The 12,847-nt window shown below is 61.3% G+C and carries 13 protein-coding genes; 7 read left to right on the top strand and 6 right to left on the bottom strand.

Annotated elements, in window-relative coordinates; genetic code table 11:
• Positions 1–51 precede the first annotated feature (51 nt).
• The 3 genes from F8N49_RS18920 to F8N49_RS18910 are packed head-to-tail and all read left to right on the top strand — an operon-like array spanning position 52 to position 2,570.
• A complete protein-coding gene (locus F8N49_RS18920) occupies positions 52–765 on the top strand; it encodes a metal ABC transporter ATP-binding protein (RefSeq protein ID WP_178117014.1) in 714 nt (237 codons plus the stop codon).
• A complete protein-coding gene (locus F8N49_RS18915) occupies positions 765–1,664 on the top strand; it encodes a metal ABC transporter permease (protein ID WP_007917717.1) in 900 nt (299 codons plus the stop codon). The genes F8N49_RS18920 and F8N49_RS18915 overlap by 1 nt, the downstream gene beginning before the upstream one ends.
• Positions 1,665–2,570: a metal ABC transporter solute-binding protein, Zn/Mn family gene (locus F8N49_RS18910; RefSeq protein WP_073472505.1), complete on the top strand. Its 906-nt coding sequence runs from the start codon at positions 1,665–1,667 to the stop codon at positions 2,568–2,570.
• Between the two features lie 198 nt (positions 2,571–2,768).
• On the opposite strand, the gene F8N49_RS18905 is transcribed toward F8N49_RS18910, so the two are convergent.
• The 5 genes from F8N49_RS18905 to F8N49_RS18885 all read right to left on the bottom strand — a co-directional run bounded on the left by F8N49_RS18905 (position 2,769) and on the right by F8N49_RS18885 (position 7,334).
• A complete protein-coding gene (locus F8N49_RS18905; RefSeq protein ID WP_016770808.1) occupies positions 2,769–2,993 on the bottom strand; it encodes an MbtH family protein in 225 nt (74 codons plus the stop codon).
• Positions 2,994–3,075: 82 nt separating this feature from the next.
• Complete coding sequence (locus F8N49_RS18900) at positions 3,076–4,488, bottom strand: aspartate aminotransferase family protein (RefSeq protein ID WP_151552092.1); 1,413 nt, start codon at positions 4,486–4,488, stop codon at positions 3,076–3,078.
• Positions 4,489–4,594: 106 nt separating this feature from the next.
• Positions 4,595–5,116, bottom strand: coding sequence for a GNAT family N-acetyltransferase (locus F8N49_RS18895; protein ID WP_151552090.1), 522 nt, complete (start codon positions 5,114–5,116; stop codon positions 4,595–4,597).
• Between the two features lie 215 nt (positions 5,117–5,331).
• Positions 5,332–6,654 (bottom strand): ATP-binding protein, encoded by a 1,323-nt coding sequence (locus F8N49_RS18890; RefSeq protein WP_122751435.1) that lies wholly within the window; start codon positions 6,652–6,654, stop codon positions 5,332–5,334.
• The gene (locus tag F8N49_RS18885; protein ID WP_016770812.1) at positions 6,654–7,334 is read right to left on the bottom strand and encodes a response regulator; all 681 of its coding nucleotides are present in this window, start codon (positions 7,332–7,334) and stop codon (positions 6,654–6,656) included. The genes F8N49_RS18890 and F8N49_RS18885 overlap by 1 nt, the downstream gene beginning before the upstream one ends.
• A gap of 253 nt (positions 7,335–7,587) precedes the next feature.
• On the opposite strand from F8N49_RS18885, the gene F8N49_RS18880 reads away from it, so the two are divergent.
• The 4 genes from F8N49_RS18880 to dsbG all read left to right on the top strand — a co-directional run bounded on the left by F8N49_RS18880 (position 7,588) and on the right by dsbG (position 11,738).
• A complete protein-coding gene (locus F8N49_RS18880) occupies positions 7,588–8,280 on the top strand; it encodes a hypothetical protein (RefSeq protein ID WP_071173086.1) in 693 nt (230 codons plus the stop codon).
• 97 nt (positions 8,281–8,377) lie between these two features.
• Positions 8,378–10,111 carry a protein-disulfide reductase DsbD gene (dsbD, locus tag F8N49_RS18875; RefSeq protein ID WP_122751436.1) on the top strand — a complete coding sequence of 578 codons (1,734 nt, stop codon included), beginning with the start codon at positions 8,378–8,380 and terminating at the stop codon, positions 10,109–10,111.
• The gene (locus F8N49_RS18870) at positions 10,111–10,992 is read left to right on the top strand and encodes a TlpA disulfide reductase family protein (protein ID WP_071173088.1); all 882 of its coding nucleotides are present in this window, start codon (positions 10,111–10,113) and stop codon (positions 10,990–10,992) included. The genes dsbD and F8N49_RS18870 overlap by 1 nt, the downstream gene beginning before the upstream one ends.
• Positions 10,968–11,738, top strand: coding sequence for a thiol:disulfide interchange protein DsbG (gene dsbG / locus F8N49_RS18865; protein ID WP_151552088.1), 771 nt, complete (start codon positions 10,968–10,970; stop codon positions 11,736–11,738). The genes F8N49_RS18870 and dsbG overlap by 25 nt, the downstream gene beginning before the upstream one ends.
• 135 nt (positions 11,739–11,873) lie before the next feature.
• Here the strand turns inward: dsbG and F8N49_RS18860 are convergent, their stop codons facing one another.
• Positions 11,874–12,689 (bottom strand): alpha/beta fold hydrolase, encoded by an 816-nt coding sequence (locus tag F8N49_RS18860; RefSeq protein WP_151552086.1) that lies wholly within the window; start codon positions 12,687–12,689, stop codon positions 11,874–11,876.
• Positions 12,690–12,847: the final 158 nt, after the last annotated feature.

Below are 12,847 nucleotides of genomic sequence, written 5' to 3'. Positions count from 1 at the left end.
GCTTCGCTGAATGACGCACCGCATTCGCGAGCAGGCTCGCTCCCACAGGGGATACCCGGGCCATCGCTGGAGTTTACGGAAGTGAGCCTGACGCTGGGGCGCACGACGATTCTCGACAAGGTCACTTTCCAGGTGCAGCCCGGCAGCGTGCATGCGCTGGTCGGCCCCAATGGTGGCGGCAAGAGTTCGCTGATCAAAACGCTGCTGGGGCAGATGCCGCATCAGGGCCAGCTCAGCCTGCACTGGCCCGGCGAGCCCGGCACCATTGGTTACGTTCCGCAGGCGCTGGAGTTCGATCGCGGCTTGCCGATGACCGTCGACGATTTCATGGCCGCCATGTGTCAACGCCGTCCGGCCTTTCTCGGTTTAAGCAAACACTACGCCGGCGCCATCGGCGAGGCACTGGAGCGCGTCGGCATGCAGGACAAGCGCAAGCGGCGCATGGGCGCGCTGTCCGGCGGCGAGCGGCAGCGGGTGCTGCTCGCGCAGGGCTTGATTCCGGCGCCGCAACTGCTGGTGCTCGACGAGCCGATGTCGGCCCTCGATGAGGCCGGGATCCAGGTGTTCGAACGTCTGCTGACTGACTGGCGCGCGGCGGGGATCACGGTGTTGTGGATTGAGCATGACCTGGAAGCGGTGGGTCGGCTGGCCGATCGGGTTACCGGTCTCAACCGCCGCGTGCTGTTCGATGCCACACCGCAACAGGCGCTGACTCCGGAACGTCTGCTGACGCTGTTTTCCACCCATCCACGGAGCGCGGTCTGATGAGTTACGAAGCCTTTCGTTTGATGGTCCAGGGTTGGGCGTCTTCCGGTTATCTGCCGGAAGCGCTGGCCTACGGCTTTGTCGTCAACGCCCTGCTCGCCGGCCTGCTGATCGGCCCGGTGCTGGGCGGGCTCGGCACGCTGGTGGTGGTCAAGCGCTTCGCGTTCTTTTCCGAAGCAGTCGGCCATGCCGCGTTGACCGGTGTCGCCATCGGCATCCTGCTCGGCGAACCCTACACCGGCCCGTACGGCAGTCTGTTCGGCTACTGCCTGCTGTTCGGCATCCTGCTCAACTACCTGCGCAACCGCACCGGGCTGGCACCGGATACGCTGATCGGCGTGTTTCTCTCGGTGTCACTGGCACTGGGCGCGAGCCTGCTGCTGATTCTCGCCGGCAAGATCAACGTGCACATTCTGGAAAACGTGCTGTTCGGTTCGGTGTTGACCGTCAACGGCAATGATCTGGCGGTGCTGGCGATCGTCGGTTCGCTGGTCATGGCCCTCGCCCTGCCGCTGTACAACCGCATCATGCTCGCCAGTTTCAATCCGCAACTGGCGGCGGTGCGTGGCGTAGCGGTGAAGACCCTGGATTACCTGTTCGTGATCCTGGTGACCTTGATCACCGTCGCGGCAGTGAAGGTGATTGGCGCGATTCTGGTCGGTGCCTTGCTGGTGATTCCTGCGGCAGCGGCGCGCTTGCTCAGTCAGTCGCTGAAAGGGTTTTTCTGGTGCTCGGTGCTGATCGCTACCGTCAGCACCCTGTGCGGGATTCTTGCGCCGATCGTCTTCGATCTGCCGATCCCGTCCGGCGCCGCGATCATTCTGGTCGCCGGCATCGCTTTCGCCCTCGCCGCCATTGCGCGCGGCGTCGTCCCCAGCCTGAAAGGGAACCTTGGATAAATGGCTTTTTCATTGCGTAACCTGACTCTGGCCATGGCCCTGTGTGGCGTGGTCTGCACTCCGTTGATGGCGGCTGAAACTGCGAAACCGTTGCGCGTTCTGGCCTCGTTACCGATCACCTATGGATTGGGCGAAGCATTGCTCAAGGGTACCGACGTCAAACTTGAACGGGCGGCGCCGGCCAACCTTCCGGGTAGCCGTCAGACTGCGTATTTCACCGGCCGTGGCGCTCCGGCGCTGAGCAAACTGGCCACCGACGCGGACGCGGTAATCGGTCTGCGTTCGCTGTGGGCCGATGATCCGCTGTACCCGATCGCGCGGCGCAGCAACATCCGTATCGTCGAAGTCGATGCTGCGCGCCCGGTCGACGGCGCCCTGCCCGGCATCGCCGTGCAGCCGGGCCTGCAGGTTGATGGCCTGAACAGTCAGCCATGGCTGGCGAGCAACAACATGGGGCGCATGGCCGATGTGATGGCGGCGGACCTGGTGCGCCTGGCGCCGAGCGCCAAGCCTGCAATCGAAGCCAACCTGGCGGCGTTGAAACAGCGTTTGCTGAAACTCAGCGCGGACACCGAAGCGCGTCTGGCCGAGGCGGACAACCTGAGCGTGATGAGCCTGAGCGATCACTTCGGCTATCTGATTGGCAGCCTCAACCTTGAACTGGCCGGACAGGACGCGCGGCCTGATGCCGAGTGGACGCCAGAGGAGTTGAAGAAGCTGACGGCGACGCTCAAGGACAATGACGTGGCGGTGGTGCTGCACCATCGCCAGCCCGCGGAGCCGGTGAAAGCGGCGATTGCCGAATCCGGCAGCCGTTTGGTGGTGTTGAGTACCGATGCGGCGGATCCGCTGGCGGAGCTGGAGGGGAATGTGGATTTGTTGCTCAAGGGGTTGAGCGGAGCGTAGTCAGGCTGATACCGAGTCATCGTTCATCGCTGGCAAGCCAGCTCCCACAGAGTTTTTGGCGAACACACATTTGTGATCAACCACAATACCTGTGGGAGCTGGCTTGCCAGCGATGAGACTGTGCAAGCAATACAAATTCAAGACATGAAAAAACCCGCTGACCATCACTGGTCCAGCGGGTTTCTTTTGCCCGGTCGCTTATTGCGCCGCGACTTGTGCATCCATCTTCTGGCGCAGGCTCAATGGGCGCATGTCGGTCCAGACTTCTTCGATATAGGCCAGGCATTCCTTTTTCAGGCCGCTCTTGCCCACGGTACGCCAGCCTTGCGGCACAGCTTTGTAATCGGGCCAGATCGAGTATTGCTCTTCGTGGTTGACCACGACCTGAAAGAGGATGTCCTCGCGGTCGAATACTGACGTCATGCTGGTTCTCCATCGTTGTAAGGTCGGCTGCACAAAGAATGCAGCCGGGTATGTAGAAAGAACGTTCGCCGCGCGGAAAAATTTACAGCGCGGTGGTGGCAGCGGCCAATGCGCGGCCGAAGATCTCGGCCACCCGATCGATTTCCGCGGCAGTGATCACCAGCGGCGGCAGGAAGCGCACCACTGCGCCATGGCGACCGCCCAGCTCCAGAATCAGGCCACGCTTGAGGCATTCACGCTGTACCAGCGGCGCCAGACGCGCAAACGCTGGCGGATGACCGAGCGCATCGGGCGCGCCGTTCGGGTCGACCAGTTCGACGCCGAGCATCAGGCCACGCCCACGAATATCGCCCATCTGCGGGAAGTCGCGTTGCAGGATGTGCAGATGCTCGCTGAGTCGATCACCCATGGCGGCTGCGTGCTCGCAAACCTTGTGCTCCACCAGATAGCGCATCACCGCTGAACCGGCGGCCATGGCCATCTGATTGCCGCGGAACGTGCCGGCATGGGCGCCCGGTTGCCAAGTGTCGAGCCAGTCGCGGTACACCACCACCGCCAACGGCAGGCTGCCACCGATAGCTTTGGACAGTACAACCACATCCGGAACGATACCCGCGTGTTCAAAGGCAAACATCTTGCCGGTACGGGCGAAACCGCTCTGGATCTCATCAACGATCAACGCCACACCGGCCTTCTCGGTAATCCAGCGCAAGCCGCGCAACCACTCGATGTCCGCCGGTATCACGCCGCCCTCGCCCTGCACCGCCTCGACAATGACCGCCGCCGGCAATTGCACCCCGGCCTCGGGATCGTTGAGCAGGCTTTCCAAATAACTCAGATTGGCGTTGACGCCCGCTGCGCCGCCGAGACCGAACGGGCAGCGGTAGTCGTAGGGAAAGGGCATGAACTGCACGCCGTTGCTGAGCAAGGCACCCAGTGGTTTTTTCGGCCCCAGGCTGCCCATCAGGCTCAACGCCCCCTGACTCATGCCGTGATAACCGCCGGAAAATGACAGCACGGTGCTGCGCCCGGTTGCGGTGCGCACCAGTTTCAGCGCTGCTTCCACGGCGTCGGTGCCGGTCGGGCCGCAGAACTGGATCTTCGCTTGCGCCGCCAGCTCTGTCGGCAGCAGCCCGAACAGGTCCTGGACGAATTGATCCTTGACCGGCGTAGTCAGGTCGAGGGTGTGCAGCGGCAACTCATCGGCCAGCACTTGCTGGATCGCCTCGATCACCACCGGGTGGTTATGCCCCAGCGCCAGCGTGCCGGCTCCAGCCAGGCAGTCGATGAATGTACGTCCTTCAACATCCTCGACATACAAGCCCTTGGCACGCTTGAGCGCCAAGGGAATACGCCGAGGGTAACTGCGCGCGTTGGACTCCTGCCGGCTCTGCCGCGCCAACAACGGTGATTCGTTGAATTCGAACAACGTTTCCGCCGGCGCCGAGGCGACCCGGGCCGACGACGCTTCGATAAGACTGGTGGCGACTGACATCTCTCGACCCCTCAATTCGCTATGGATAGTGACCAGAACAGCACACCGACAGGTGCGCGTTCCGGTCGCGGGGCGCACTTGCAGGTTTTCCTGTTCTGGAAACGCTTCAGCGCGGTGCGGATTTACACCCTTGATCGAGTTGTCCGGCCGGTGAGGACAAAGGTTTGCGCAGCGGCACGGTTTGCAAGCCGTTGGAAAGATCGGGTGGCGCTGCCTGTTGGTAACCCAGGTGCCGATAGAACCCCTCGGCGGTGCGGGTGCTGTTGAGGTGAGCATTGCGCACACCGCGAACCCGCAACCAGCCTTCGACATTCTGCATCAGCGCCCGGCCGACGCCTCGGCGGAAGGATTCCGGCTGGACGTAACACAGCAGGATTTCGCCACTGACCCGGGCCATGCCGACACCGACCGGTTTGTCATCAAGCAAAGCGACGCAGAGATAGAAATGTGGGTCGGCGAGCCGGCTACTGATGAAATCGGCGTGAGAACGGTTGAGCCAGTCGCTGACGAGAAGTGGATGGTTGCGGTGATCGAGTGCACATCCGATGCGGATCGAGCGCTCGACAATACGGTTGATGATGCCGGTGTCGGCCAGGGTGGCCGAACGTACGCAGACGGGTGCTTCCATGGCGCAGTTCCCTCAATCCATTGAGTCAAAGCTGGGTTGACCTTAGCCCCAACCCTGGCGGATAGCGAACGCCGAGAAGTTACATTTGATGTGCCAGAACATGGTTTTTTGTGGGAGCGAGCCTGCTTGCGAAAGCGTCGGACCAGTCAACGTCGATGTTGAGTGAGTTACCGCATTCGCGAGCAGGCTCGCTCCCACAGGGGTCCGAGGTGAGATCAGAGGGTTTGCAACGGCATGGTCAGTTCCACCCGCAAGCCATCCGGGCGGCTGTCGAAATGCAGGGCGCAGTCACAGCGCTGAACAATCGCCTGGACAATCGCCAGCCCCAGCCCGCAACCGGTGCTCTGCCCGTTGCGCCAGAAGCGCTGGGTCAGATGCTGCAAATCATCTGGCGCAATGCCAGGACCATGGTCACGCACGACAAAACGCACGCGATTGCCGATGTTTTCCAGATGGACCTCGACCGCGCAATCTTCAGGCGTATGGCGCAGGGCGTTGTCGAGCAGGTTACGCAGTGCAGCAATCGCCAGCACGGCGGGCATTTGCAGCAGTGCGGCGGACAGGTCGTCCGGCACGTGCAGTTTGATCCGCAGCCGTTCACCGCCGGTGGCGTCCTGGATCGCCAGTCGGGCCACTTGCTCGGCGCTGCATTGCGAGCCGTCATCGAACGACAGACTGCCTTCGACCCGCGCCAGCAGCAGCAACTGTTCAAGGGTGCGATGCAGGCGATCGGCGCCCTCCTCGGCGCGGGCCAGCGATTGATCGCGGGCGCTGCCATCGGTCATGCGCGCGACTTGCAGGTGGGTCTTGATCGCCGTCAGCGGACTGCGCAGTTCATGCGCGGCGTCACCGGTCAAGCGACGTTCACGCTCGATGGTCTTGCCGATGCGCTGGAACAATTGATTCTGGGTTTCCAGCAACGGCTTCAATTCGCTGGGAAACGCCTGCAACTGCAATGGCTCAAGGGAATCGGCATTGCGCCGCATCAGCGCCTCGCGCAGACGATTGAGTGGTGCGAGACCCTGACCGATGCCCAGCCACAGCAGGCACAGGCAACCCAGCAAGGCCACACCGACCGGCACCGAAGCGGCGAGCAGAATCGACATGTTCAAGGCTTCGCGCTCAATCTGCCGATCCGCCGTAGTGATCCGCACATCGCCCCGGGCCAGGGTGAAACTGCGCCACGGTGCGCCGTCGATCATCTGATCGTGGAAGCCCATTTTCTCGGCTTCCAGCGCTTGCTCGGGGTTGTTGTGGCTTCGCGCGAGAATCTCGCCGCGCAATGAGCTGACCTGACAGGCCATGCCGCCGGGAATGTTCAGCTGTTCAGCACTGAAGTGGGTGCCCTCGCCTTTGCTCGGCAGCGTCGGCAATTGCTCGAGCAAGCCGGCGACCATGCGCGCGGAGGCAACCAGACGCTGGTCGAGAGAAAACATCATCTGATTGCGCAGATCGCTGAGCATCCATGCCGCCGCCAGCGCCCAGATCAACGCGAAGGCGGCCCCGAGCGTCAGACTCAGGCGCAGGCGCAGGCTCATCACTTGCCTTGCTCTCCGCCATCGGCAGGCCCGAGGCGATAGCCCAGACCACGCACGGTTTCGACGATGCCTTTGCCAAGCTTGCTGCGCAGATGATGGATATGCACGTTCAGTGCGTTGCTTTCCAGTTCATCGTTGAAGCCGTAGACGCTGTCCTTCAACTGTTCGGTGGACAGCACCCGGCCGCGATTGTGCAGCAATGCCTGCAACAGCGACTGCTCGCGGCGCGACAGGTCCACCGGTTGCCCGGCGAGGCGGGTTTCGCGGCTGCTCGGGTCGTAAGTAAGCGCGCCATGCTCGATCAGATTCACGCTGCGCCCGGCCACGCGGCGCAACAGCGTCTGCAAGCGAGCGAACAGTTCGCGCAGGTCGAAAGGCTTGAGCAGGTAGTCGTCAGCGCCGGCCTGCAGACCGTCGACACGATCGGTCACCGAGTCACGGGCAGTGAGGATGAGAACCGGGATTTCCAGGCCGCTCTGCCGCAATTGCTGGAGCAACTTTAGGCCATCTTCGTCGGGCAACCCGAGATCGAGAACCATCACGTCGAATTCGGCGACCTTGAGCATCGCCCGCGCCTTGGACGCGGTGTTGACATGCTCGACGGTCAGGCCCTGTGCCTTGAGCCCGGCGACGATGCCGCTGGCGATCAGCTCATCGTCTTCGCAAACCAGTACGTGCATAGGGGCTCCGGAAATAAAAAAGGCGAGTGAAGCAGGCAAGGATTAAGGGGCAATTATGGCGGCACACGTCGACTTCGCAAAGCTGCACGAGAATGCAGTCAGGTTGTCGCAGCCCAGCAACCGACGCGAGCATGCCATGCAAACTTTATTACCCCGTTACCCATCCGGAAACAATTCCAGCCTTTATCGCCAATGCAACTTCATCTAGTTTCAACCGGCAACTTCAACTCCAAACTTAAATGGACTTTTAAACATGACCAACTTGAATAACTTTGTTGCCATAGACTGGCGCTCCGGCCCTGATCGAATTTATTTTTTCTTCAAGGACACCGATACCTATTCGCGCTTTGATATCGGCGACAATAGTGTCCCGTCCAATTATCCAGCCGCCACGGCAGGCAACTGGGACAACTTCGCCCCGTATACCAAAGATCTGCGCTTTGGCTTGACTACCACTTCCTTCGGCTGGAACGCCGGAAGTGACGAGGATATTGCCTGGCTTTTCTTCTATGACGGAACAACTCCGATGGTCTGCAAATACGATCAGGACAGCGATAAAGTTGCCGCCTTCTACAAGGTAGCCGACTCGGTATGGAAGCCGATTCTTCCATATTTTGACAAGATCATCGCCGGCACCTGGTTTCAACTGACCGGCTACCCTTTCCTGTTTCGATTCATCCTCGATGACGGCCACTACCTGTCTTTCGACTACAAGGCCAAGACCGTCAAGTACAACCGTTTCGGCGAATATCAGCTGGGCGCGCTGAAACCTTACAAGGACCGGATAATCACCGCGGCGCAGAATGACCGGACATTTGCAGACAGTTACTGGTATATCTTCCTGACCAATAATCAGTACCTCACTTACAACATTCAGTCCGATCGACTCGTTGCCGGCCCCAGAACCATTGATGACGGCAATTGGCCCGGCCTGCTGCGTGGTTGATTGGTCAATCCCGGAGAGCCTAGTAGGATAGGGTTAATTATCGGTTAATCGCCGCCGCCCATCCTGCACCCCACTTGCACAGGGACAAGGCTCCTCCATGCGTCATTTTTTTCTTCTGTTTGCTCTACTGGTTTCCGGTCTGGCTCAGGCCGGAAACAATCCGTTCGAGTCCAAGCCGGACTTTTTACCCGTCGACAAGGCATTCGTACTCACCTCAGAGCGTCTGGACTCGGGCGACACCCAGCTGTTCTGGCAGATCACTGACGGTTACTACCTGTATCAGAAACGTTTGAAATTCGACGGACTGGCCGCCGATCAGCAGCCGGTGTTGCCTGAAGGCGAATCCCACAGCGATGAGTTCTTCGGCGAGCAGCCGGTCTATCGCCAAGGCCTGGAAGTGAAAATCCCGGCGGCCGCCAGCGGTCAGATCAAGGTCAGTTATCAGGGCTGCGCCGATGCCGGTCTGTGCTATCCACCGCAAACCAGGGTGATCGATCTGGGTGGCAAAGCCGCAGCAACAACGGGCGCTGAAGCCCCGGATCAGGCGTTGGCCAGCAGTCTGCAACAACGGGCGCTGGGCTGGAGCTTGCTGGTGTTCTTCGGACTCGGTCTGCTGTTGGCGTTTACCCCGTGTTCGCTGCCGATGCTGCCGATTCTGGCGGGGATGATTGTCGGCAGTGGCGCCACACCACGGCGCGGGTTTGCCTTGGCCAGCAGCTACGTGATCTGCATGGCACTGGTTTATGCGGCGATGGGCGTGATTGCTGCGCTGCTCGGTGCGAACCTGCAGGCGTGGTTGCAGAATCCTTGGTTGCTCGGCGCATTTGCCGCCATTTTCGTGGTGCTGGCATTGCCGATGTTCGGCTTCTTCGAACTGCAACTGCCGGTGGCCCTGCGTGATCGCCTTGAACATGCGTCGCGCAGCCGCAGCGGCGGCAGCCTGATCGGCGCCGGCGTGCTGGGCGCGTTGTCCGGTCTGTTGGTCGGGCCATGCATGACCGCGCCACTGGCCGGCGCGCTGCTGTACATCGCGCAAAGCGGTAACGCATTGCACGGCGGTCTGATTCTGTTTGCACTGGGCATCGGCATCGGTGTGCCGCTGTTGCTGCTGGTCACCGTGGGCAACCGTTTCCTGCCGAAACCCGGCGCGTGGATGAATCTGCTCAAGGGCATATTCGGCTTCCTCTTTCTTGCCACTGCATCGTTGATGCTGCGCCCGGTACTGGACCCGTCGTTGTGGCTGGGGCTGTGCGGCGCTCTGCTGTTGATCGCCGCTTACAGCGCCTGGAAACAATCCGCAGGGTTTGGCCGCGTCGCACAGGTGTTTGGCGCCCTGTCCTTGTTGCTCGGTTTGTGGGGCAGCTTGTTGGTGATCGGTGCGGCGGGCGGCAGTGATGATCCGTATCAGCCATTGCAGGTCTACAGCGCCGGCCCTGTCGCCAGCGCGGCGCCGACGGGTCACGATTCCTTCACCACGATCAAGGAACCTGCCGCCCTGCAACGCGAACTCGATGCAGCCAAGGTTCAAGGCCAGTGGGTACTGCTCGATTACTACGCCGACTGGTGCGTGTCGTGCAAGGTCATGGAGAAGAAGGTGTTCGGTGAAGCCAAGGTCATGCAGGCCCTGGGCGATGTGCGCCTGCTGCGCCTGGATGTGACCGCCGACAACGCTGCCAGCCGCGAGCTGCTCAGTCGCTATAAAGTGCCGGGGCCGCCGACGTTCATCTGGATCGGCGCTGACGGCGAAGAACGCCGCAGCCAGCGCATCACCGGCGAGGTCGATGCCGACACCTTCCTGCAACGCTGGTCCGCCACCCGAGATGCCAACTGATGCTGACGTTCACCCTCGGCACCTTCGCCATCGCGCTCAACCACCTGCTGCTGATCAGTGCTCTGGCGCTGGCGACATTTGTCGGCTGGCGAGTGGCCAAGCGCGGCGGCGATAACCCCGAGTCAGCGCTGTTCAGCCTGTTCTTGCTGGGCATGCTCGCGGCGCGCATTGCGTTTGTCGCGCTGTACTGGTCGCACTATCGCAATGATCCGTGGCAGATCATCGATCTGCGCGACGGCGGTTTCCTCGCCTGGCCCGGAGTGATCGTGCTGCTGCTGGCGGCGTTGTATCGCGGCTGGCGCCGGCCCGCTTTGCGTCGACCGTTGGGTTTCGGCGTGGTCAGTGGCGTGGCGTTCTGGCTGCTTGCCACCCTGTCGCTGAATATCTACGAACAGGGTACGCGCCTGCCGGATATATCCCTGCGCAACGCCGCTGGCGAAACCATCAAGCTCAGTGAGTATCAGGGCGGGCCGCTGGTGATCAACCTGTGGGCGACCTGGTGCCCGCCGTGCCGGCGAGAAATGCCGGTGCTGGAGAATGCCCAGCAACAGCGCCCTGACCTGACATTTTTGTTCGTCAATCAGGCCGAAAGCATGCAAAGCGTGGCGACGTTCCTGGAAACCCAGGGCCTGAGCCTGAACAACGTGCTGTTCGACCGCCGCGGCCGTCTCGGTCAGGCCGTGGGTTCCATGGCGTTACCGACTACGCTGTTCTATAGCCCGGACGGTCGCTTGCTGACCAGTCACCTCGGTGAACTGTCGAACGCCAGCCTCGCCCGCGCCCTGGAAACCTTCGACACTTCGCCTTCAAGCCCGAATCAGGCCGTTGCCCCGGCCAACTCTGCAAGGAAACTGCCATGCCCCGCCTCCGCCACCTGCTGACGCTGACCCTGGGCACTGCCCTGCTGCACTTGCCGTCGGTGCAGGCTGCTGAAGAACTGCCCGCCGCAATCAAAAAGATCGAAGCCAAGGGCGCGAAAATCGTCGGCCAGTTCGACGCCCCTGATGGCCTGCGCGGGTACGCCGCGCAATACCAGAACCGCGGCATGGCGCTGTACCTGACCCCGGACGGCAAACACGTCGTGGTGGGTAACCTGTACGACGCCGACGGCAAGGACCTGAGCAGCGAGCCTTTGCAGAAACTGGTCTACGCGCCGATGTCCAAGGAAGTCTGGGCCAAGTTCGAGGCGAGCAACTGGATTCAGGACGGCAACAAGGATGCACCGCGCACGGTGTACCTGTTCAGCGATCCGAATTGCCCCTACTGCAACATGTTCTGGGAACAGGCGCGGCCATGGGTCAAGGCAGGCAAAGTGCAGTTGCGCCACATCATGGTCGGCATCATCCGCGAAGACAGCCCGGGCAAATCAGCCGCGCTGCTGGCGGCGAAAGACCCGGCCAAAGCCCTGCAAGATCATGAGAGCGCCGGTAAGGGCAGCGCCCTCAAGGCGTTGAAAGACATCCCGGTCGCCGTGCAAACCAGACTCGCGGCGAACATGCAGTTGATGGAAGACCTCGAACTGCAAGCCACCCCGGCGATTTTCTACATGGATGACAAAGGCGAACTGCAACAACAGCAAGGCGCGCCTTCGCCGGACAAGTTGGTGAAGATTCTCGGGGCGAAATAAAACCGATCCTTTATCGCCTGACCCGGCCTCATCGCGGGCAAGCCCGCTCCCACAGAGTCTTGTGATGAACACGGAATATGTGAACACCTGAAACCCTGTGGGAGCGGGCTTGCCCGCGATTGGAATTCACTCGGTCTAGCGGTTGCGCTCGGCCAGAAACGCCAGCAGCGCCTCAGTGACAAACCCGGGATTCTCCAGATTTGAGATATGCCCCGCCTCCGGTACCAGCACGCACGGGCAACCAATCAATTCAGCCATTTCCCGGGCTTCCGAGGGTGGTCGCGGTTTGTCCTGATCGCCGCACAGCACCAGTGTCGTCGACGGGTTCAGCTCGCTCAGACGTGGCAACAGGTCGTTGCGGCCAAACGTGATGCGTCCCATCGGTACGATGCTGTCGCGCAGACGCTCGGGCGAGTAGCTCTTCAATTTCGCGCGGAAGTCCTGATACAGCGCCGACTGCGGGTCGATGCCCGGGCGGAAGAAGATCGGTACGACGATGTCGAGCAGTTGTTCGGAGATAGTGCCGCTGTCTTCGATCTGCTTGAACAGCGAGAAGTAATACTGCCGGGTCGGTTCTGGCTCGACGCCGACGTAGGTGTCCATCAGCACCAGACCGTTGAGACGTTGCGGTGCGGACAGTGCCAAACGCGCGCCCCACATGCCGCCGACCGACAGCCCCACCAGAGTCACGCGGTCGATGTCCAGATGATCGAGCAAGGCCTGCGCCTGTCGGGCGATGTCGTCCAGCGATGTGGTGCCTTCGGGTAACTTGCCGGACTCGCCATGCCCCCACAGATCCAGGGCGATGACGCGATAGTGCGGGGTCAGCGCGGCGATCTGCGGCGCCCACATCGCCTGGTCCCAAAGGTAACTGCCGGCCAGCAACACGGCGGGGCCGGTGCCTTGATCAATGTAGTGCAGTGCTTGTCCGTCAACCGTGAAAAAGGGCATTGACCACCTCCGCGAGAAAAAACAGAACCGGCAGACTGAGCTGCCGGTTGTTGATCGTCAAGGATGGAAATGTACAGTCATGTACTGGTGATTTGTGTTGAATTCACCGGCGCCATCGCTGGCAAGCCAGCTCCCACAGGGTTCAACGTCGTTCACAA

The sequence above is a fragment of the Pseudomonas sp. GXM4 genome (genome assembly GCF_008923895.1).
Lineage (GTDB): Bacteria > Pseudomonadota > Gammaproteobacteria > Pseudomonadales > Pseudomonadaceae > Aquipseudomonas > Aquipseudomonas atacamensis.
The sequence above is the reverse complement of the archived record's forward strand: the minus strand, read 5'-3'. Positions and strand labels throughout refer to the sequence as shown.

Excerpts from the sequence above, each read along its gene's own strand:
- F8N49_RS18915 (WP_007917717.1), top strand. The coding sequence starts at position 765 with ATGAGTTACGAAGCCTTTCGTTTGATGGTCCAGGGTTGGGCGTCTTCC.
- F8N49_RS18910 (WP_073472505.1), top strand. The coding sequence starts at position 1,665 with ATGGCTTTTTCATTGCGTAACCTGACTCTGGCCATGGCCCTGTGTGGC.
- F8N49_RS18905 (WP_016770808.1), bottom strand. The coding sequence starts at position 2,993 with ATGACGTCAGTATTCGACCGCGAGGACATCCTCTTTCAGGTCGTGGTC.
- F8N49_RS18900 (WP_151552092.1), bottom strand. The coding sequence starts at position 4,488 with ATGTCAGTCGCCACCAGTCTTATCGAAGCGTCGTCGGCCCGGGTCGCC.
- F8N49_RS18895 (WP_151552090.1), bottom strand. The coding sequence starts at position 5,116 with ATGGAAGCACCCGTCTGCGTACGTTCGGCCACCCTGGCCGACACCGGC.
- F8N49_RS18890 (WP_122751435.1), bottom strand. The coding sequence starts at position 6,654 with ATGAGCCTGCGCCTGCGCCTGAGTCTGACGCTCGGGGCCGCCTTCGCG.
- F8N49_RS18885 (WP_016770812.1), bottom strand. The coding sequence starts at position 7,334 with ATGCACGTACTGGTTTGCGAAGACGATGAGCTGATCGCCAGCGGCATC.
- F8N49_RS18880 (WP_071173086.1), top strand. The coding sequence starts at position 7,588 with ATGACCAACTTGAATAACTTTGTTGCCATAGACTGGCGCTCCGGCCCT.
- dsbD (WP_122751436.1), top strand. The coding sequence starts at position 8,378 with ATGCGTCATTTTTTTCTTCTGTTTGCTCTACTGGTTTCCGGTCTGGCT.
- F8N49_RS18870 (WP_071173088.1), top strand. The coding sequence starts at position 10,111 with ATGCTGACGTTCACCCTCGGCACCTTCGCCATCGCGCTCAACCACCTG.
- dsbG (WP_151552088.1), top strand. The coding sequence starts at position 10,968 with ATGCCCCGCCTCCGCCACCTGCTGACGCTGACCCTGGGCACTGCCCTG.
- F8N49_RS18860 (WP_151552086.1), bottom strand. The coding sequence starts at position 12,689 with ATGCCCTTTTTCACGGTTGACGGACAAGCACTGCACTACATTGATCAA.